General features: G+C 73.1%; 17 protein-coding genes. 4 read left to right on the forward strand and 13 right to left on the reverse strand.

The window, feature by feature from the left end; all coding sequences use genetic code 11:
* Window positions 1-71: 71 nt before the first annotated feature.
* Window positions 72-803, forward strand: a complete 732-nt coding sequence (locus tag IG62_RS0109680; RefSeq protein ID WP_420711056.1) for a DUF5995 family protein — start codon at window positions 72-74, stop codon at window positions 801-803.
* Between the two features lie 136 nt (window positions 804-939).
* Complete coding sequence (locus IG62_RS0109685) at window positions 940-1869, forward strand: LLM class F420-dependent oxidoreductase (RefSeq protein ID WP_030799866.1); 930 nt, start codon at window positions 940-942, stop codon at window positions 1867-1869.
* A 52-nt stretch (window positions 1870-1921) separates the two neighbouring features.
* Here the strand turns inward: IG62_RS0109685 and IG62_RS0109690 are convergent, their stop codons facing one another.
* The 3 genes from IG62_RS0109690 to IG62_RS0109700 all read right to left on the reverse strand — a co-directional run bounded on the left by IG62_RS0109690 (window position 1922) and on the right by IG62_RS0109700 (window position 5553).
* The gene (locus IG62_RS0109690) at window positions 1922-3613 is read right to left on the reverse strand and encodes a flavin monoamine oxidase family protein (protein WP_030799868.1); all 1692 of its coding nucleotides are present in this window, start codon (window positions 3611-3613) and stop codon (window positions 1922-1924) included.
* A gap of 61 nt (window positions 3614-3674) precedes the next feature.
* Window positions 3675-4472: a carbon-nitrogen hydrolase family protein gene (locus tag IG62_RS0109695; RefSeq protein WP_030799870.1), complete on the reverse strand. Its 798-nt coding sequence runs from the start codon at window positions 4470-4472 to the stop codon at window positions 3675-3677.
* A 142-nt stretch (window positions 4473-4614) separates the two neighbouring features.
* Window positions 4615-5553, reverse strand: a complete 939-nt coding sequence (locus IG62_RS0109700) for a LysR family transcriptional regulator (RefSeq protein ID WP_051797812.1) — start codon at window positions 5551-5553, stop codon at window positions 4615-4617.
* 54 nt (window positions 5554-5607) lie between these two features.
* On the opposite strand from IG62_RS0109700, the gene IG62_RS0109705 reads away from it, so the two are divergent.
* Both IG62_RS0109705 and IG62_RS0109710 read left to right on the forward strand, forming a co-directional pair.
* Complete coding sequence (locus IG62_RS0109705; protein WP_107052936.1) at window positions 5608-7065, forward strand: MFS transporter; 1458 nt, start codon at window positions 5608-5610, stop codon at window positions 7063-7065.
* Window positions 7066-7099: 34 nt separating this feature from the next.
* Window positions 7100-7597, forward strand: coding sequence for a nuclear transport factor 2 family protein (locus IG62_RS0109710; protein WP_030799876.1), 498 nt, complete (start codon window positions 7100-7102; stop codon window positions 7595-7597).
* On the opposite strand, the gene IG62_RS0109715 is transcribed toward IG62_RS0109710, so the two are convergent.
* The 10 genes from IG62_RS0109715 to fmt form a co-directional block, all read right to left on the reverse strand.
* On the reverse strand, window positions 7594-8049 hold the full coding sequence (locus tag IG62_RS0109715; RefSeq protein WP_030412031.1) for an Lrp/AsnC family transcriptional regulator: 456 nt from the start codon (window positions 8047-8049) through the stop codon (window positions 7594-7596). The two genes, IG62_RS0109710 and IG62_RS0109715, sit on opposite strands and share 4 nt — an antisense overlap.
* A 10-nt stretch (window positions 8050-8059) precedes the next feature.
* Window positions 8060-9541 carry an amino acid permease gene (locus tag IG62_RS0109720; RefSeq protein ID WP_030799878.1) on the reverse strand — a complete coding sequence of 494 codons (1482 nt, stop codon included), beginning with the start codon at window positions 9539-9541 and terminating at the stop codon, window positions 8060-8062.
* A gap of 335 nt (window positions 9542-9876) precedes the next feature.
* Complete coding sequence (locus IG62_RS0109725) at window positions 9877-11340, reverse strand: GuaB1 family IMP dehydrogenase-related protein (protein WP_030412029.1); 1464 nt, start codon at window positions 11338-11340, stop codon at window positions 9877-9879.
* Between the two features lie 108 nt (window positions 11341-11448).
* Entirely contained in the window at window positions 11449-11901 is a 453-nt protein-coding gene (locus tag IG62_RS0109730; protein ID WP_037838063.1) for a barstar family protein, read from the reverse strand.
* Window positions 11898-12098, reverse strand: a complete 201-nt coding sequence (locus tag IG62_RS0109735) for a hypothetical protein (protein ID WP_158795011.1) — start codon at window positions 12096-12098, stop codon at window positions 11898-11900. Before IG62_RS0109735 ends, IG62_RS0109730 begins: the two co-directional genes overlap by 4 nt.
* 77 nt (window positions 12099-12175) lie before the next feature.
* Complete coding sequence (locus tag IG62_RS0109740) at window positions 12176-13192, reverse strand: sugar-binding transcriptional regulator (protein ID WP_030799885.1); 1017 nt, start codon at window positions 13190-13192, stop codon at window positions 12176-12178.
* Between the two features lie 220 nt (window positions 13193-13412).
* On the reverse strand, window positions 13413-14096 hold the full coding sequence (gene rpe / locus IG62_RS0109745; RefSeq protein WP_030799887.1) for a ribulose-phosphate 3-epimerase: 684 nt from the start codon (window positions 14094-14096) through the stop codon (window positions 13413-13415).
* A 78-nt stretch (window positions 14097-14174) separates the two neighbouring features.
* Window positions 14175-15611 carry an RsmB/NOP family class I SAM-dependent RNA methyltransferase gene (locus tag IG62_RS0109750; protein ID WP_030799889.1) on the reverse strand — a complete coding sequence of 479 codons (1437 nt, stop codon included), beginning with the start codon at window positions 15609-15611 and terminating at the stop codon, window positions 14175-14177.
* Between the two features lie 149 nt (window positions 15612-15760).
* Window positions 15761-17029 (reverse strand): aminotransferase class I/II-fold pyridoxal phosphate-dependent enzyme, encoded by a 1269-nt coding sequence (locus IG62_RS0109755; RefSeq protein WP_030799892.1) that lies wholly within the window; start codon window positions 17027-17029, stop codon window positions 15761-15763.
* A gap of 140 nt (window positions 17030-17169) precedes the next feature.
* Window positions 17170-18108 (reverse strand): methionyl-tRNA formyltransferase, encoded by a 939-nt coding sequence (fmt, locus tag IG62_RS0109760; RefSeq protein ID WP_030799894.1) that lies wholly within the window; start codon window positions 18106-18108, stop codon window positions 17170-17172.
* Between the last annotated feature and the right edge of the window lie 113 nt (window positions 18109-18221).

The raw sequence follows: 18221 nt of genomic DNA on the forward strand, positions 1-18221 counted from the left end.
TTATTACCCCGTTCCGGTCAACGCCGCCCGGGAAACGCGGATTTCCGCAAGGCTGCTGCCACGCTGGTCGGATGACGACTATTCAGGAAGCCGGCGAACCGGGTCGGATCGGCACCGCGTCGCCCCGCCAGGAGCCGCCCGGCGACGTGGCCGGGGTGCTGGCGCGGATGCGGACGCTGGACGCGGCGCTGCCCGCCGGGGACGGGGTGGCCGTCTTCAACGGCGTGTACCTGACCGTCACCGAGGCGGTGGCGCGGCGCCTCGGTGACGGCGCATTCCGGGACCCGGCGGCCGCCGGGGAGCTGGACGTCCGGTTCGCCCGGCGCTATTTCGCCGCGGTGGACGCCGCGGCCGCCGGGCTGCGGCCGCCGGCCTGCTGGCGCCCGCTGTTCCAGCTGCGCCGCCACCCCGGCGTGCGTCCGCTGCAGTTCGCCCTGGCCGGGATCAATGCGCACATCGGCCACGACCTCGCGCTCGCCGTGCTGGACACCTGCCGGGCGCTGGGTTGCGAACCGTCGGCGCTGGAGGGCGACTTCGACCGGGTGGGCGGGGTGCTGACGAGCCTGGAGGAGCGGATCCGCGAGCAGCTGATGCCCGGCCCCGATCTGCTCGACATCGCCGATCCGCTGACCCATCTGATCGGTTCCTGGAGCCTGGACAAGGCCCGGGACGGCGCCTGGGTGGCGGCCCGGGCCCTGTGGAGCGTGCGCCGGCTGCCGGAGGTGACGGAGGAGTTCACCGAACGGCTCGACGCCGGTGTCGGCCTGGTGGGCCGGATGCTGCTGACCCCGCTGCCCGGCTGAGCCCGCCCGCCGCCCCTAGTACCCGGCCCACGAACTCCCCTGCACGGTCGGTAAGTTGAAGAGTGCACGAACAAGGGAACGGCACCGACGCGACACCTGACACCCACGCCCACACCCACACCAAGGAGTGCGCCGCATGGCCATCCGACTCGGTCTGAGCCTTCCGCAGATGCGGCAGTACGACATCGGACGGGACGTTCCCGACGTGGCCCGGGCCGCGGAGGAGACCGGCTATCAGAGCCTGTGGGTCTTCGAGCGGATCCTGTTCCCGGAGCCCGCCACCCAGGGCCTGTACGGCATCCCGGGGCTGCCCTGGCCCGATCAGTACCGCTCGGTCGCCGACCCGCTGGTGACGCTGGCGCTGGCCGCGGGCGCCACCCGGCGGGCCCGGCTGGGCACGAGCGTGCTGGTCGCCCCGCTGCACGTGCCGTTCCAGCTGGCCCGCCAGCTGGCCACGCTGGACGCGGCGAGCGGCGGCCGGGTGGTCGCGGGCCTGGGTACCGGCTGGTCGCTGGACGAGTACGCGGCCGCCGCGGTCGCCCCGTTCGCCAGGCGCGGGAAGGTCCTCGACGAGCTGATCGACGTCTGCCGCGCGGTGTGGGGCCCGGACCCGGTGGCGTACGAAGGGGAGCTGACCACCATCGCCCCCTCCGAGGTCGGGCCCAAGCCGAAGGGTCCGCTGCCGATCCTGCTGCCCGCCAACAGCCCGCGGGCGCTGCGCCGGCTGGTGGACCGGGCGGACGGCTGGATGCCGGTCGGCACGGGTGCGGAGCAGCTCGCCGCACAGTGGAAGCGGCTGCAGGAGCTGGCCGCCGAACGGGGCCGCGAAGAGCCGGTGCAGAGCGTGCTGCGGGTGAACACCGAGCACACCGGCGCTCCGTACGAGGGCCCGGGACGCCGGCCGTTCCAGGGCAGCGTGGCGCAGATCGTCGAGGATCTCGCCGCCCACGCCGCGGTGGGCGTGGAGGAGATCCTGATCGACCTGCAGGGCCACGCCCGGGACGCCGAGGAGCTCAAGGACCTCGCGGCGGAGGTGTACACGGCGGCGCGGGCGGCCGGTGTGTGACCGGCCGCCCGCGCGGGCTCGTCAGGGGGGCGGAGGCCCCGGCGGAACCGGGTCAGTCCTCCGGCAGTTCGACCGGGGCGATCTCGTCGTACACGTCGCCCGGGCCCGGGTTGGTGGGGTCCGTCGTGCCGCCGAGGTGGTGCATCACGCCCCACACCGCGTTCAGCGCGGTCTGGATCGCGCCCTCGGCCCAGCCGGCGGTCCAGGAGATGTCGTCGCCGGCGAGGAAGATGCCGCGCTTGTCCTCGGGGAGGCGGTCCTGCATGAAGTGGGTGAACAGCCGCCGCTGGTAGCGGTAGTGGCCGGGCAGGTTGGCCTTGAACGCGCCCATGAAGTAGGGCTCGTTCTCCCAGGAGACGGTGACCGGGTTGCCGATGATGTGCTTGCGGATGTCGACCTTCGGGTAGATCTCGCCGAGCGACTTCAGCATGACCTCCATCCGCTCGTTGGCGTCCAGCGGCAGCCACTTGAGGCTGTCGTCGCACCAGGTGTACGAGAGGCAGATGACGGCCGGCTGGTCGGGGCCGTTGTCCAGCAGGTAGGTCCCGCGGGTCATCCGGTCGGTCAGCGTCATGGACATCACGTCACGGCCGGTCTCCTCGTCCTTGTCCAGCCAGAACGGCCGGTCGACGGGGACGAAGAGCTTGGACGACTCCATGTAGTGGGTGCGCTCGATCGCCGTCCAGTGGTCGATCGGGAACAGCTCGTCGTCACAGGCGATCTTGGACAGCAGCATCCACGACTGGGCGGTGAAGACGACCGCCTTGTAGGAGCGGATGTCGCCGGAGGCGTCGGTGACGGTGACGCGGTTGCCGGCGGTGCGGTGCAGCCGGGTCACGGCCGGGCGCGGCGTGCCGTCGTGCAGGGTGGACAGCGAGGTGCCCGGCGCCCAGTGCACGATCTTGGCCGGTTCGCGCTCCCACAGGCGCAGCGGCAGCTGCTGGGAGCCGCCGACAATGCCGCGGTGGTGGTCGTCGGCCTCGGTGTAGACGACGCGCAGGATCTCCAGGATGGAGTTCGGGAAGTCGGTGTCCCAGCCGCCGGTGCCGAAGCCGACCTGGCCGAAGATCTCGCGGTGGCGGAAGGACTTGAAGGCGTCGGAGTCGCAGAGGAAGCCGTAGAAGGTCTGGTTGTCGAGCTTCTCGACGAGCTTCGCCCAGATCTCGCGGATGCGCGGCACGTCGCGCTCGCGCATGGCCTGGTTCATGTCGGAGAAGTCGGCGCCCTCGTCCAGGCACTTGTTCCAGGCGTCGGCGACGTCCCGGTAGACCTGGGGCAGGTCGTCGACCGTCTCGGCGTAGTGCGACTCGCCCTTGAGGTCGACGACGGTCGACGGGGTCGACTCGGCGAGCGGGTTGGGGAACGGCTTGGTCTGAAGGCCGACCATGTCGATGTAGTGCTGCAGCGCCGTCGAGGACGGCGGGAAGCGCATCGCGCCCAGCTCGCAGTTGAGGCTCTCCTCGCAGCCGTCGAAGCCGACGGTGCGCAGCCGGCCGCCGATCTGGTCCGCCTCGTACACGACGGGCTTGAGGCCCATCTTCATCAGCTCGTAGGCGGTGACGATGCCGGAGAGGCCGCCGCCGATGATCGCGACCTCGGTGCCGTGCTCGGTCGCCGGTATCTGGCCGAGGCCCGCCGGGTGGGCGAGGAAGTCGTCGTACGCGTACGGGAAGTCCGGGCCGAACATGGTGATCGGCGGCTGCGCTTCGGTGTGCGGGACGGCGGGGGGCACCGTGGACGTCATGGGGTACGGACTCCTTGCGGGGAAAGCTGAAGGCGGGGCGGGGCGGGCGGTGGGGGGAGGGTCAGACGAGGGACCCGTAGAGCTCCGGGCGGCGGTCGCTCAGGTAGGGGTTGGTCGCGCGGGAGGCGGCGAGGAACGCCGGGTCGACGTCGGCACTGACCAGCTCCTCGCCGCGGCCGGCGCGGGCCCGGGCGATGCCGTCCGGGCCGGCGAGCGTGGAGAGCCCGACGAACTCGAACTCCCCTTCCGGACCGGTGCGGTTGACGTACGCGATGTACATCTGGTTCTCGAAGGCGCGGACCGGGACCAGCGATTCCGCGACGAACTGGAACGGGTGCATCTGCGCGGTGGGCACCAGCAGCAGGTCGGTGCCGGCCAGCGCGTGCGCCCGGACGTTCTCCGGGAACTCCACGTCGTAGCAGATCATCAGGCCGATGCGGAGGCCGTCGAGCTCGGCCTGGACGACCGGCCGGTCGCCCGGCGTGAACCACTCGCGCTCGAAGCAGCCGAAGAGGTGGGTCTTGCGGTACGTGGCGAGGCGCTCACCCCGGGCGTCGATCAGCTGGACCGCGTTGTAGACCGTGTCGCCGTCCCGCTCGGGGAAGCCGTAGGCGATCGCCAGGCCGTGGTCCGCGGCGATCCGGGCCACGGCGTCCGCGGACGGGCCGTCGGCGGGCTCGGCGAGCTTGGGCACGTCCGCGCCGATGGCGTAGCCGGTGAGGAACATCTCGGGCGCGGCGAGCAGCCCGGCGCCCTGCGCGGCGGCCGCGCGGGCCGCGTCTTCGAGAACCCGCAGATTGTGGGCGACATCGCCGGGCCGGCCCGAACTCTGGAGCAGGGCGGTGTGCAGCGATGTCATGGGACCCCTCGGCGAACGGTTCGGGCGGGACGCAATGACGGTACGGGGCGGTGACGATTCCGGACAAGGCGCCACCGTTGCGTGCGGCCGGACGATTCATTGCGCGTTCAAGCGCCTCGGCGGCGATTCATTGCGCGAGAGGTCATCGGGCCTCCGGCGGGGGTCCGGCGGCGATCGTTTCCCCGACCACCCGGCGGACGACTCCGCGCAGCCAGACGTGGCCGGCGTCCGCCTCCTGGCGGGGGTGCCAGGCCATCGCCATGCTCATCGAGGGCAGTTCGAGCGGGATGGGCAGGGTGCGCAGGCCCAGGGCGCGGACCGTCGAGGCGGCGATCACCTCGTTGGCGAAGCCGACCGCGTCGGTGTCGCGGACCATCATCAGTGAGGCGGCGAAGGTGGGGACGGTGGCGATCACCTTGCGGCGCAGTCCGAGGGCGGCCAGCGCGGTGTCGATGGGGCCGGTGAGCCGGCCGCGGCGGGTGAAGTTGAGGTGCGGCGCGGCGGCGTAGCGGCGGGGGGTGAGCCGGCCCTCGGTGAGCGGGTGGCCGTCGCGGACCACCGCGACCCCGCGGTCGGTGAACAGCTCCTCGGAACGGATCTCCGGTTCGGTGCTGTCGATCACCCCGAGTTCCAGGTCGGCGGCGCCGTCCCGGAGCAGCGGCAGGTCGACGTGGCTCTCGCCGAGGAAGCGCAGCACGACCTGCGGGGCCTCCTCGGCGACCCGGGCGACCAGGCGCGGGCCGACGGCGGTGACGAAGAGGTCGTTGGCGCTGATGGTGAAGGCCCGGGCGAACTGCGCCGGATCGGCGGGGGCGGCGGGGGCGAGCACGCCGTGGGCGGCGTCCACCAGCCGGCGCACCTCGGCCCTGATCTCCAGGGCGCGCGGGGTGGGGACCATGTGGCGGCCGGCGCGGACGAGGACGGGGTCGCCGACGGTGCGGCGGATCCGGCCGAGGGCGCGGCTCATGGCCGGCCCGGAGAGCCCGAGGCGGTCGGCGGCCGCGGTCACGCTCTCTTCTTCGAGCAGTGCGTCGAGGGCCGTCAGCAGGTTGAGGTCGATGTTTGCGTTTCGCGCAATCATGGAGTGCATACCTTGCATTTGAGGTTAATCCACGGTGACTCTAGCGTCCCGCCCATGACCTCGACACTGTCTCCGTCCCCTTTCTCGGACTCCCTTCGCAGACGCTCGCCCGGGCCCGGCCGGCGGCGTGCGGTGACGGCCGCGATGTGCGTCTGCGTGCTGGTCGCGCAGTCGCTGGTGGCCGCGATGAACCTCGCGGTCCCCCGGATAGCGGCGAGCGGACTGCATCCGTCCGCCGCCCAGCTGCTGTGGATCGTCGACACCTACGTCCTGGTCTTCGCGGGGCTGCTGATCCCCGCCGGTGCGCTGGGCGACCGCTACGGCCGCAAGGGCGTGCTGCTGACCGGGCTCGGCGTGTTCGCCACGGGTGCCCTGCTCAGCGCGGTGGCGGGCACCCTGCCGGTTCTGCTGGCCGGCCGGGCCGTCTCGGGCGCGGGCGCTGCGCTGCTGGTCCCGGCGACCATGTCCGTCCTGCTGCACGCGACGCCGCCGGACCGCCGGGCCGGGGCGGTCGCCGCCTGGAGCACGGCGCTGGGCATCGGCGGCATGGTGGGCAACGCGGGCGGCGCGCTGATCCTTCAGTACCTGCCCTGGCAGGGGCTGTTCTGGGCGTACGTGCCGCTGGGGCTGGGCCTGCTGGCCTGGGTCGCCGCGGTCGCGCCGCGGGTCCCCCGGCAGACCGCCGCGCTGGACCTGCCGGGCTCGGTGCTGCTGGTCCTCGGGGCGGGCGCGCTGCTCTTCGGCATCATCGAGGGCCCGGGGCGGGGCTGGGGTTCGGCCGCGGTGACGGGGGCGTTCGCCCTGGCGCTGGTGGTGTTCGCGGTGTTCGTCCGGCACGGTCTGCGGGCCGCGCATCCGGTGCTGGACCCGCGGCTGTTCCGGCTGCCACGGCTGCGGGCCGGTGCCCTCGGGATCGCCGTGACGTTCTTCGGGATGTTCGCGCTGTTCTACGTCAACGCCCAGTTCCTGCAGTACGTGAAGGGCTACTCGCCCCTGCGGACCGGCTTCGCGATCGTGCCGCTGGCCGTCGGGATGACGGCGGTGACGCGGTACGGCATGCGCTGGGCGCACCGGGCCGGTGAGGCCAGGGCGGTGGGTGCGGGGCTGGGGCTGATCGCGGTGGGCCTGCTGCTGATGTCCACCGCCGACGCCGGCACGCCGTATCCGCTGTACCTGGTGTTCCTGCTGGTGATGTCGGTGGGTGCGGGGCTGGCGATGCCGACGCTGTCGCATGCGATCGTGGCGTCGGTGCCGGCCCACCGGTCGGGCATGGGCTCCGGACTCCAGGGCGCCGCACGGGAGTTGGGGGCGGCGCTGGGGATCGCCGTGGTGGGGACCGTGCTGTCGGTGCGGTTCGCCGCGGGCACCGGGCACGGCGCGGCGGTGACCACCGCGTTCACCGAGGCCACCGCGCTGGGGTACCGGATCGCGGCGGGCGTGGTGCTGGTGGCGGGGATCGCCGCGGTGGCCGGTCTGCGGACCCGGGCGCGCTCCGGGCACCCCGGCGCTTGACCTCAAGTCCGCTTGAGGTAGCAGGCTCGGCGGCATGACCTCCACCGAAAGCTCCACCGAAGCGATGCGGTACCAGCTCCGGTACCTGACCGACCGGGCCGAGATCGGCGACCTGATGGACCGCTATGTGCGCTCCCTCGACGAGGGGCGGTTCGACGAGGAGTGGGCCCGGGCCTTCCACACCGAGGACGTCACCGCCGAGATGCCGATCGGCACGGTCCACGGCCGCGGCGCCCTGCTGGCCCGGGTACGGGCCGGGATGGCCCTGTTCGACCGGACCGTGCACCTGGGCACGCACCCCGTCATCGAGATCGACGGGGACCGGGCCACCGTGCGCGGCGCCCAGCTGAGCACCCACGTCCTCGCCGACGGCTCAAAGGAGGTGTTCGTCTCCGCAGGTCACACCGACAGCGCTCTGGTGCGGACCGCGGACGGCTGGCGGATCGCCGCCTCGTCGCTGCGGATCGTCTGGACCCGCGGCACCCCGCCACGGCTGCCGGCGGACCTGGGTGTCCAGGCGCCGGGGGCCTAACGGGGCGCGCCCGAGCCGTACCGGCGGAGCAGCGGGGAGAGCACCAGCACGGACTTGGTCCGTTCCACGAACGGCTCGCCCGCGATCCGCTCCAGCACCCGCTCGAAGTGCCGCATGTCGGACGCGAAGACCTGGACCAGGGCGTCCGCCTCACCGGTGACGGTGGAGGCGGACGCCACTTCCGGGTAGCGCGACAGGCCGCGGTGGATCGCCTCGGGCGAGGTGTTCCGGCGGCAGTAGATCTCGATGAACCCTTCGGTCTCCCAGCCGAGCGCGGCCGGGTCCACCCGTACGGTGAAGCCGGTGATCGCGCCGTCGGCCCGCAGCCGGTCCACCCGGCGCTTGACGGCCGGGGCGGACAGCCCGACCTCCTGGCCGATGTCGGCATAGCTGCGGCGGGCGTCCTCGGCGAGGGCGTGGACGATGCGTTCGTCGAGATCGTTCAGTCGCACTGCGGGTGGATCACTTCTCTGACGTGGCCAATCGGGAGCGGCGCAAGCCGTAACCGAAGTAGACCACAAGGCCCACGACCATCCAGACACCGAAGACCACCCAGGTCACCGCCTCCAGGCTGTACATCATCCAGAGGCACAGGAGGAAGCCGATCGCCGGGAACAGCGGGGACAGCGGCGTACGGAAGGTGCGCTTCATTTCCGGGCGGGTCCGGCGCAGCACGATCACCGCCACGTTGACCAGCGCGAAGGCGAACAGCGTGCCGATGCTGGTGGCGTCGGCCAGCTGGCCCAGCGGCACCGCGGCGGCCAGGACGCCGCAGAACAGCGAGACGATCACGGTGTTGACCCGCGGCACCCCGCTCTTGGCGTGCACCTTGGCGAACGACTTCGGCACCAGACCGTCGCGGGCCATCGCGAAGAGGATGCGGGTCTGGCCGTAGAGCACGGTCAGCACGACGCTGGCGATGGCGATGACCGCGCCGAACGCGAGCAGCACGGCCCACCAGCTCTGCCCGGTGACCGCCTTCATGATCCCGGCCAGCGCGGCCTCGGAGCCCTTGAACTTCTGCCAGGGCATGGCGCCCACGGCGATCGCCGCGACCAGGCAGTACAGCGCGGTGACGATCACCAGCGACAGCATGATCGCGCGGGGCAGGTCGCGCTGCGGGTTCTTGGCCTCCTCGCCGGCCGTGGAGGCGGCGTCGAAGCCGATGTACGAGAAGAACAGGGTGGCGCCCGCGGCGCTCACACCGGTCATGCCCATCGGCATGAAGTCGGCGTAGTTGCCGGACTTGATGCCCTGGAAGGCGACGCCGCAGAACAGCAGCAGCGCGACGATCTTGACCAGCACCATGATGGTGTTGGCCCGGGCGCTCTCCTTGGCCCCGCCCAGCAGGAACGCCATGGCCAGCAGCACCACCAGCAGCGCCGGCAGGTTGAAGTAGCCGCCGTCGCCGGGCGGCTGGGACAGCGCGTCGGGGAGGGTGAAGCCGAACGTGCCGGCGAGCAGCTCGTTGAGGTACTGCCCCCAGCCCACCGCGACGGCCGCGACCGAGACGCCGTACTCCAGGATCAGGCACCAGCCGCAGACCCAGGCGACCAGCTCACCGAGGGTGGCGTAGGCGTAGGAGTACGAGGAGCCGGAGACCGGGATGGTGCCGGCCAGCTCCGCGTACGACAGCGCCGAGAACAGCGCGGTGATGCCGGCGATCACGAACGAGATCACGACCGCGGGGCCGGCGGCCGGGACCGCGTTGCCGAGCACCACGAAGATGCCGGTGCCGAGGGTGGCACCGATGCTGATCATCGTCAGCTGCCAGACGCCCATCGAGCGGCGGAGCTCACCGCCCTGCCCCTGCCCGCCCTCGGCGACCAGCCGCTCGACCGGCTTGCGCCGCATCAGCCGGGTGCCGAGGCCGCCGGGGCCGCCGGGAGAGGGCGGCCGGGTGTCGCTGGCCCCTGCGGGCGGGGCTGCGCCGTGCTCCAACACTGGGGAGGCTCCTTCATCGCTGCCTGTCAGGTGACGGCGACCGACGGCGGTCAGGAAACGGGCATGCGAAAGCACCCCGTGCGGGAGACCGCCGAGCAGGCGGTCTCCGCCACTCCACGTACTGACGCAGACCTTACGGGGCGCCGCTGAGCTGCCGTAATGCAGGTTCCTTGCGCAACCACGGCTGATCGTTGCGCACCGGCGACCCGTACGGTGGATCGTTGCGCCGTTGCGCCAGGAAACCCCGTAAGACCCCGGAAACGCAAACCGGCCCCGCACCGGGTCGGTGCGGGGCCGGTCAGGCGCTTCCCAGGGCCGTGGGCGGCCGTTATGGGTCAGCTCCAGCTGTCGTGCAGCGGCTTGCCCTCTGCGTAGCCGGCGGCGCTCTGCACGCCGACCACGGCCTTCTCGGCGAACTCCTCCAGCGTGGCCGCGCCCGCGTACGTGCAGGAGCTGCGGACGCCCGCGATGATCGAGTCGATCAGGTCCTCGACGCCCGGCCGGGCCTGGTCGATGAACATCCGGGAGTGCGAGATGCCCTCCTCGAAGAGCGCCTTGCGGGCCCGGTCGTAGGACGACTCCTCGCTCGTCCGGCGCTGCACCGCACGGGCCGAGGCCATGCCGAAGCTCTCCTTGTACGGACGGCCGTCGGCGGTGTGCTGGAGGTCGCCGGGCGACTCCAGCGTGCCGGCGAACCAGGAGCCGATCATGACGTTGGACGCGCCGGCGGCCAGCGCCATGGCGACGTCGCGGGGGTGCCGCACGCCGCCGTCGGCCCAGACGTGCTTGCCGTACTTCTTCGCCTCGGCGGCGCACTCCAGCACCGCGGAGAACTGCGGCCGGCCGACACCGGTCATCATCCGGGTGGTGCACATCGCGCCGGGGCCGACCCCGACCTTGATGATGTCCGCGCCGGCTTCGATCAGATCGCGCACGCCCTCGGCGGCGACGATGTTGCCCGCCACGATCGGGACCTGCGGGTCCAGCGCCCGGACGGCCTTGATTGCGCTGATCATGCTCTCCTGGTGGCCGTGCGCGGTGTCCACGACGAGCGTGTCCACACCGGCCTCCAGCAGCGCCTTGGCCTTGCCGGCCACGTCGCCGTTGATACCGACCGCGGCCGCGATCCGCAGCTTGCCGTCGGCGTCGGTGGCGGGGGTGTACAGCGTGGCTCGCAGCGCGCCCTTGCGGGTCAGCACGCCGACCAGCATGCCGTCGGCGTCCACCGCGGGCGCGAGCTTGCGGTTGGCGGCGTCGAGGCGGTTGAAGGCCTCCCGCGGGTCGATGTCCGCGTCGAAGACCAGCAGGTCCTTGGTCATGACCTCGGCGACCTGGGTGAAGCGGTCCACCCCGGCCAGGTCGTGCTCGGTGACGATGCCGACCGGGCGGCCGCCCTCGACGACGACGCCCGCGCCGTGCGCCCGCTTGGGCAGCAGCGCCAGGGCGTCCGCGACGGTCGCCACCGGGGACAGCACGATCGGCGTGTCCAGTACCAGATGACGGCGCTTGACCCAGGTCACGACGTCGGTGACGACGTCGATCGGAATGTCCTGCGGGATGACGACCAGGCCACCACGGCGGGCGACTGTCTCGGCCATGCGGCGGCCGGCGATCGCCGTCATGTTGGCGACCACGAGGGGGATCGTGGTTCCCGTCCCGTCGGGCGTGGCCAGGTCGACGCCCTGGCGGGAGCCCACGGCGGAGCGGCCGGGCACCATGAACACATCGTCGTAGGTCAGGTCGTAGGGCACCGAAGAACTCTCTTCGAGCGCGCCGTTCTTCGGATTCAGGAATCGCATATAGCCCAGGATACGGGCCCTGACCAGGGCTCATACGAATGTCCTAGCCCCCGCCGGGCCATGTGTGCGATCCGCCAAGGGGCCCGCGGAGGGGCCGCCCGGCCGGCCTCAGGGCGCTTCGCGGCGGCCCCGGCCCCTGGCCAGGATCACCGCCAGCCCGGTGCCGGTGTCGCGCCAGTAGCCCACCGCGTCCGCGAGAACGGACTCCACCACCGCCCAGTCCTCGGGCACGGCGGCCGCGTAGCCGTGCCAGCCCGTGAGGGCCAGCAGCCGGCCGCGGTCGGCCGGGCACCAGGACAGGTCGGTCAGGCAGTCGGCGAGCGCGTCCCAGTTGCGGCCGAACCAGTCGGGCAGCCGCAGCGCGGCCGCGCACCGGTCCATGAAGGCCGCCTTGTCCGCGACGCCCGCCAGGTCCAGCGCGGCACCGGTCCAGCCGGCCTCCCGCGCGGCGGCCAGCGCCTCGGCCACCGGCCGGTCGGCGGGCCAGGGCAGCACCCCGGGCGGCGTCCGCCCGTCGAGCACCGCCGCGAGCGGCCGCGGCACGGCCTCCGGCTCCGTCATCGCAGCACCGCCTCGAAGGTCCGGGGAAAGGCCCGCGGATACGGGACCGGCCCGCCGGCGGCGGTGGAGTGTGGCGCGGCGGCCGAACTCCCCTTGCCGGCCCGGCCGGTGGTCCATCCGATGAGCACCGGCGGCAGCCCGGCGGGCAGCGCGCCGCGGACGGCGGCGGCACGGCGCGGAACGGGGCGGATCACCATGGGCCCGATGCTGTCACAGGCCCGCCCTGGCCGCCCGCCGATGACCGCCGGGCGGTACGGCCGGCCGGCGGCGGGGCTCACGTCCCGTCGGGATCCGCCCGGTCCAGCGCGGGGCGCGGCCCGGGGCCGGTCTCCAGCAGCAGGTGGTCGGCCGCCGCGGTGTCCGTGACCAGGCTCGTCACGAGCCCGGAGCGCAGCACCGCGCCGATCGCCGCGGCCTTGCGCCGGCCGCCCGCGATGGCCACGACCTCCGGGATGCGGCGCAGCCGGTCCGCCTCGACGGTGATGCACCGCTCGCCCAGGTCCCGGCCGATCCGCCGGCCCTCGGCGTCGAAGAGGTGCGCGGACATCTCGGCGGCCGCGCCCAGCGAGGCGTAGTGCTCGCGCTCCTCCTCGGACAGCATGTCGTAGACCGTGGAGACGCCCGGCTCCCAGGAGCCGATGGAGACGCAGGCGACGGTGACCTTGTCGAAGTAGTCGAAGGCGCGGGCGATGCCGGTCTGCCGGCGCAGCGCCTCGGCGGTCGCCGAGTCGGGCAGGAGCATCGGCGCGTAGATCGGGTGCGCCTCGCCCCCGGCGACGTCGGCCGCGCGGCGCACCGCCTCGACCGAGCCGCGGTCGGCGGTGCCCGCGTCGTAGACGCCGGTCAGCTGGACGACCGTGCACGGCGGCAGCCGGTGCAGCGCGGCCGCCATGTGGATGGTCGAACGGCCCCAGGCGAGCCCGAGCACATCGCCTTCGTTGACCAGCTCGCCGAGCAGGTCGGCGGCGACCTCACCGAGGTTCTCGGGGTCGGCGGCGTCGTCGGGCGGGGTCTGGCCGCCGAAGGCGGGGGGAGCGTCCGCGGGGGACTCGACGACCACGGCGTGCCGCAGGCCGTAGCGGGCCCGCAGCGCGTCGGAGCGCTCGGCGTCCAGCTCGGAGGGGACCCGGATCTCGATCCGTACGAGATCACGCTCCAGGGCGGTCTCCAGCACCCGGGCGACCTTGAACCGGCTGACGCCGAACTCCTCCGCGATCTGGATCTTCGACTTGCCCTCGAGATAGAAACGGCGGGCCATGGCCGCGGCCTGCACCAGCTCGGCAGGGCCCATTCCGGACTGTGGGCGGCTGGCTACCACGAAATTCTCCCCTTTTGCGCATCTGATCGAGTCTTTGCTCATCCTTTCAGAAACCCGGCGGCAACGGGGACCTTGACCGCCGCGACCGTTGTGAACGCTTGGTGGCGCCACGGACAATTGGCGGCTCGGTCACGCCACGGGACCCTTCCCGTGGCCGGCAACGGACGTGCCGCCCGCCCCCGTTGGCCGGAATTCAGTGTGCGCAGGCCCAGCCGGCCCCCGCGGTCGCCGCCTCGGCCTTCTCACGCAGATCCCGCACCGCCTTGGCGGGGTCGTCCGCGCCGTAGACCGCGGAACCGGCCACGAAGACGTCGGCCCCGGCCTCCGCGCACCGTTCGATGGTGGCGTCGGAGACACCGCCGTCCACCTGGAGCCACAGTTCGAGGCCGTGCCGGGAGATCAGCTCACGGGTGCGGCGGATCTTGGGCAGCATGATGTCCAGGAACGCCTGGCCGCCGAAGCCGGGCTCCACGGTCATGATCAGCAGCATGTCGAGCTCGGGGAGCAGGTCCTCGTACGGCTCGATGGGGGTGGCCGGCTTGAGCGCCATCGACGCCCGTGCACCCTTGGCCCGGATCTCCCGCGCCAGCCGCACCGGCGCGGCGGCCGCCTCGACGTGGAAGGTCACCGACCCGGCCCCGGCCTCGATGTACTGCGGCGCCCAGCGGTCCGGGTCCTCGATCATCAGGTGCAGATCGAGCGGGGTGTCCGTCGCTTGGCTCAGCGACTCGACGACCGGGACACCGAGCGTGAGGTTCGGCACGAAGTGGTTGTCCATCACGTCGACGTGCAGCCAGTCGGCGCCCTCGACGGCCTTCGCCTCCTCGGCGAGCCGGGCGAAGTCTGCGGACAGGATGCTGGGGTTGATCAAGGCCATGCCCCCAGTATGGCGCCCCGCTCCGGAGCGGACGGAGGCGGGACGGGCCGGGGCCGGTCGGCCGCGGCCCGTCCGCCGTCAGCCGGTGCGGCGCAGCAGTGCCAGATACATCGCGTCGGTGCCGTGCAGATGGGGCCAGAGCTGGACGTCCGGGCCGTCGCCGAGGGCGGGGACGCCGGGCATCAGCGGGCGGGCGTCGACCCATTCGACCGCCACCGCCGGGCCGCCGCGGCCCTTGATGACGTCCTCCACCACGGCCCGGGTCTCGGCCGGGTGCGGCGAGCAGGTCGCATAGCCGACCACACCGCCCACCCGCACCGCGGCGAGCGCCTGGCGCAGCAGCTCGCGCTGGAGCGGGGCGAAGCCGTCGAGGTCCTCGGGGCGGCGGCGCCAGCGGGCCTCCGGGCGGCGGCGGAGCGCGCCCAGGCCGGTGCACGGGACGTCCATCAGGACCCGGTCGAAGCTGCCGGGGCGCCAGGCCGGGCGGGTGCCGTCGGCGGTGATCACCGCGTACGGGCCGGGGTTGCCGTCCAGGGCCCGGGCGACCAGGCGGGCGCGGTGCGGCTGCTTCTCCGACGCGAGCAGGGCGGCACCGCGCTCGGCGGCCAGCGCGGCCAGCAGCGCGGCCTTGCCTCCGGGGCCGGCGCAGCCGTCCAGCCAGGCCCGGTCGGGGCCCTCGACGGGCGCGTTCGCCAGTGCCAGGGCGACCAGCTGGCTGCCTTCGTCCTGCACGCCGGCGCGGCCCTCGCGCACCGCGTCCAGCGCGCCGGGCTCACCGCCCTCGGCGAGCCGGACCGCGTACGGCGACCAGCGGCCCGGCAGCGCGCCCCGCTCGCCGGCCGCGGCCAGCAGCTCCTCGGCGGTGGCCCGGCCGGGCCGGGCCACCAGCGTCACCTCGGGGCGCTCGTTGTCCGCCTCCAGCAGGTCCTCGATGCCGGCCCGGCCGCCGCCGAGGGCGTCCCACAGCGCCGAGACGATCCAGCGCGGATGCGCGTGCACCAGGCCGAGGTGGTCCTCGGGGTCCTCGTCGTAGTCCGGGGCGATCCGCGCCAGCCAGCCGTCCAGGTCGTTGGCCGCGACCTTGCGCAGCACGGCGTTGACGAACTTGGCGCGCCCGTCACCCAGCACCACCCGCGCCAGCTCGACGCTCGCGCTGACCGCGGCGTGGGTGGGGATGCGGGTGCCGAGCAGCTGGTGGGCGCCGAGCGTGAGCACGTCCAGGACCGGCGGGTCGACCTCGCGCAACGGCCGGTCCACGCACTGGGCGATGATCGCGTCGTACGTCCCCTGCCGGCGCAGCGAGCCGTAGACCAGCTCGGTCGCCAGCGCCGCGTCCCGGGCGTCGAACTCCCCGCCCTCACGCGCCTTGCGCAGCAGCGGCGGCAGGACGAGGTTCGCGTAGGCGTCCCGTTCGTCGACGGCCCGCAGCGCCTCGAAGGCGAGGATCCTGACCGGGTCCTTCTTCGGACGGCGATGCGGCTTGCCGGGACGGTGGCGGGGCTGGGGCTGGCTCACAGAAAAGGTGCTCCGGATGTACGACATGCGGTCTGGGGGTCCCCGGATGAGGGATCCGTCCCAGCCTACGCGGCCCGGGCCGCCGCAGTACGCCTGCCTGCGCGGGCCCGGGACCGCGGCGGTACGCCTTCGCTGCGCGGGACGCCTTCCTACGCGGCCTGCCGCTCGTGGCCGACGAGCCGGACGCAGACGGCCAGGCCCTCGATCGCCTGCTCCAGCTCCGCGAGGCCGGGGTAGCTGGGCGCGATCCGGATGACCGCGTCGCGCGGGTCGTCGCCGTACGGGTGGGTGGCGCCGGCCGGGGTGAGGACGATGCCCGCCTCGGCGGCCCGGCGGACGACCTCCTTGGCGCAGCCGTCCGGCACCTCCAGGGTCACGAAGTACCCGCCCTTGGGCGTGGTCCAGGTCGCCAGCCCGGTCCCGCCGAGCTCCTTCGCAAGGATCCGGCCCACCGCCTCGAACTTGGGCCGGAGCAGGGCGCGCTGGCGCTCCATGTGGGCGCGCACCCCGTCGGCGTCGCGCAGGAACATCACATGCCGCAGCTGGTTGACCTTGTCGGGGCCGATCGACCGCTTGGCGTTGTGGCCGAGCAGCCACGTCACGTTCGCGGGCGAGGAGCCGAAGAAGGCGACACCGGCGCCGGCCGCGGTGATCTTCGAGGTGGAGCCGAAGACGAACGCCCGGTCCGGGTTGCCGGCGTCGGCGCAGGCGGCGAGCAGGTCGGCGATCTCGACCGGTTCGTCGGTGAGGTGGTGGACGGCGTACGCGTTGTCCCAGAAGATCCGGAAGTCGGGTGCGGCGGTGGGCATGGCGGCGAGCCGTGCCACGGTCGCGTCGCTGTAGCTGACGCCGGTCGGGTTGCTGTACTTCGGTACGCACCATATGCCCTTGACCGCGGGGTCCTCGGCGGCCAGCCGCTCCACGGTGTCCATGTCCGGGCCCTCGTCGGTCATCGGCACCGGGATCATCTCGATCCCGAAGCGCTCACAGAGCGCGAAGTGCCGGTCGTATCCGGGCACCGGGCACAGGAAGGCGATCCGCTCCTGGTCCGACCAGCGCGACGCGGCGCCCGGCAGCACGCCCAGCAGGGCGTGCACCAGGCAGTCGTGCATCAGCTCCAGGCTGGAGTTGCCGGCCGCGAGCAGCTGCCCGGCCGGGACCTGGAGCAGCCCGGCGAAGATCTCCCGGAGCTCGGGCAGGCCCTGCAGCCCGCCGTAGTTGCGGACGTCCGTGCCGTCGGCGGAGGTGTACCGTCCGCCGGGCAGGCTCAGCAGGTCGGTGGAGAGGTCGAGCTGTTCCGGTGCCGGCTTGCCGCGGGTGAGGTTGAGCGAGAGCCCCCGTCCGGCGAGTTCCTGGTAGTCCTGGCGGGCCCGCTCGACGAGACCGGCCGGCGCGTCGGGGCTCAGCTCGGTGGTCATGGTGCTTCCTTTCCCAGGGGCCGCGCCGCGGGGGCGGCGCGTCGTTCAGGTGGCGCCGCCGAGGATACAAACCGCCCCGCACGACCGGCCGGGGAATTCCACCCACTGGGATCCGCGGGGCCGCGGGGGCCCCGGTGACGTCAGCCGCCGAGTCGTTCGCCCGCCTCGATGCGTACGCCGCGCGCCCAGTCCGCGGCCTGCATCGGCTTCTTGCCCTGCGGCTGGACCCAGATCAGTTCGACCGGGTGGCTGCCGGTGCCGACGTACACCGCCTTCTTGGTGACGGCGAGTTCGCCGGGTGCCAGGGAGAGTTCGGCATGACCCGCGGCGGAGGTGGCGGACATCAGCTTCAGGCGCTCGCCGCGGAAGACCGTCCAGGCGCCGGGCGCGGGCGCACAGCCGCGGATCACCCGGTCGACCCGCAGGGCCGGCGCCGCCCAGTCCACCTTGGCGTCCTCGACCTCGATCTTCGGCGCGAGGGAGACGCCCTCGGCGGGCTGCGGCACCGGCGTCAGGGTGCCGTCCTCGATGCCGTCCATGGTCGCGACGAGCAGGCCGGAGCCGGCGAACGCGAGCCGGGTGAGCAGATCGCCGCTGGTGTCGGTCGGCCGGACCTCCTCGGTCAACACCCCGTAGACCGGGCCGGAGTCGAGCCCCTCCTCGATCTGGAAGGTGGAGGCGCCGGTGACCTCGTCGCCGGCCAGCACCGCGTGCTGCACCGGCGCCGCGCCGCGCCAGGCCGGCAGCAGCGAGAAGTGCAGATTCACCCACCCCTTGGCGGGAATGTCGAGCGCCACCTTGGGCAGCAGGGCGCCGTAGGCGACCACCGGGCAGCAGTCCGGGGCGATCTCCCGCAGCCGGTCCAGGAAGTCCGCGTCCCGCGGCCGGGCGGGCTTGAGCACCTCGATGCCGGCCTCCTCCGCACGCTCCGCCACCGGGCTGGCGACCAGCCTCCGGCCGCGCCCCGCGGGCGCGTCGGGCCTGGTCACGACGGCCACGACCTCGTGCCGGTCGGAGGCGATCAGGGCATCGAGGGAGGGGACGGCGACCTCGGGGGTCCCGGCGAAGACAAGCCTCATGGGTGGCGGACTACCTCTCACACGCAGCGGAACGACGCACCAGTCTAGGGGCCTTGCTCCGCGCCGGGAGCGCCGTTTCCGGGGGCGTACGACATTTCCCGCGCCTCGCACGG

The organism is Streptomyces sp. NRRL S-337, assembly GCF_000720175.1.
In the GTDB taxonomy this organism is placed as follows: Bacteria; Actinomycetota; Actinomycetes; order Streptomycetales; family Streptomycetaceae; genus Streptomyces; species Streptomyces siderophoricus.

Bases quoted from the DNA above. Each gene is read 5' to 3' on its own strand.
- IG62_RS0109680 (WP_420711056.1), top strand. From the start codon at position 72: ATGACGACTATTCAGGAAGCCGGCGAACCGGGTCGGATCGGCACCGCG.
- IG62_RS0109685 (WP_030799866.1), top strand. From the start codon at position 940: ATGGCCATCCGACTCGGTCTGAGCCTTCCGCAGATGCGGCAGTACGAC.
- IG62_RS0109690 (WP_030799868.1), bottom strand. From the start codon at position 3,613: ATGACGTCCACGGTGCCCCCCGCCGTCCCGCACACCGAAGCGCAGCCG.
- IG62_RS0109695 (WP_030799870.1), bottom strand. From the start codon at position 4,472: ATGACATCGCTGCACACCGCCCTGCTCCAGAGTTCGGGCCGGCCCGGC.
- IG62_RS0109700 (WP_051797812.1), bottom strand. From the start codon at position 5,553: ATGATTGCGCGAAACGCAAACATCGACCTCAACCTGCTGACGGCCCTC.
- IG62_RS0109705 (WP_107052936.1), top strand. From the start codon at position 5,608: ATGACCTCGACACTGTCTCCGTCCCCTTTCTCGGACTCCCTTCGCAGA.
- IG62_RS0109710 (WP_030799876.1), top strand. From the start codon at position 7,100: ATGACCTCCACCGAAAGCTCCACCGAAGCGATGCGGTACCAGCTCCGG.
- IG62_RS0109725 (WP_030412029.1), bottom strand. From the start codon at position 11,340: ATGCGATTCCTGAATCCGAAGAACGGCGCGCTCGAAGAGAGTTCTTCG.
- IG62_RS0109730 (WP_037838063.1), bottom strand. From the start codon at position 11,901: ATGACGGAGCCGGAGGCCGTGCCGCGGCCGCTCGCGGCGGTGCTCGAC.
- IG62_RS0109735 (WP_158795011.1), bottom strand. From the start codon at position 12,098: ATGGTGATCCGCCCCGTTCCGCGCCGTGCCGCCGCCGTCCGCGGCGCG.
- IG62_RS0109740 (WP_030799885.1), bottom strand. From the start codon at position 13,192: ATGGGCCCTGCCGAGCTGGTGCAGGCCGCGGCCATGGCCCGCCGTTTC.
- rpe (WP_030799887.1), bottom strand. From the start codon at position 14,096: ATGGCCTTGATCAACCCCAGCATCCTGTCCGCAGACTTCGCCCGGCTC.
- IG62_RS0109755 (WP_030799892.1), bottom strand. From the start codon at position 17,029: ATGACCACCGAGCTGAGCCCCGACGCGCCGGCCGGTCTCGTCGAGCGG.
- fmt (WP_030799894.1), bottom strand. From the start codon at position 18,108: ATGAGGCTTGTCTTCGCCGGGACCCCCGAGGTCGCCGTCCCCTCCCTC.